General features: G+C 70.9%; 1 protein-coding gene. It reads right to left on the bottom strand.

The window, feature by feature from the left end:
• Positions 1-537 (bottom strand): calcium-binding protein (locus E5198_RS21395; protein WP_305956089.1); only part of this gene is annotated, 537 nt, incomplete at both ends.

The following is a 537-nucleotide window of genomic DNA, read 5'->3' as shown; positions in this document are numbered from 1 at the left end:
CGACCAGGCGGTGCCGTCGGCGAAGCGGATCTCCTCGACCTTGTAGGGACCGCTGGCGTCCTGGTGGAAGTAGCTGGAGACGGTGACCCGGTCGGTGCTGCCGGCCAGCGAGAGCACCAGGCTGTCGCCGGAGCGGGTGATGCGGATGTCGTCCGGGGCGATGTCGGCAGCGAACTCGATGGCGTCGAGCTTGCCGGCGCTGGAGTCGTAGTCGCTGATGGTGTCCTGCCCCCAGCCGCGGGCGAAGCGGTAGACGTCGGAGCCGGCGCCGCCGCTGAGGTAGTCGTTGCCGGCACCGCCGTCGAGGACGTCGTTGCCGTTCTCGCCGTAGAGGTAGTCGTTGCCCTCGCCGCCGAGCAGCAGGTCGTTGCCGTTGCCGCCCTGCAGGGAGTCGTTGCCGGCGCCGCCGCTCAGCGCGTCGTTGCCGTCCTCGCCGTAGAGGCGGTCGTCACCGGCTGCACCGTCGAGGGCGTCGTTGCCGGCGCGGCCGTAGAGGGTGTCGTTACCCAGACCGCCGGCGATGGCATCGTCGCTGGC

This window comes from Pseudomonas sp. A-1, assembly GCF_004801855.1.
Classification (GTDB): domain Bacteria; phylum Pseudomonadota; class Gammaproteobacteria; order Pseudomonadales; family Pseudomonadaceae; genus Geopseudomonas.
Note: the sequence above shows the minus strand (reverse complement) of the source record. Positions and strands in the feature narration are given on the sequence as shown.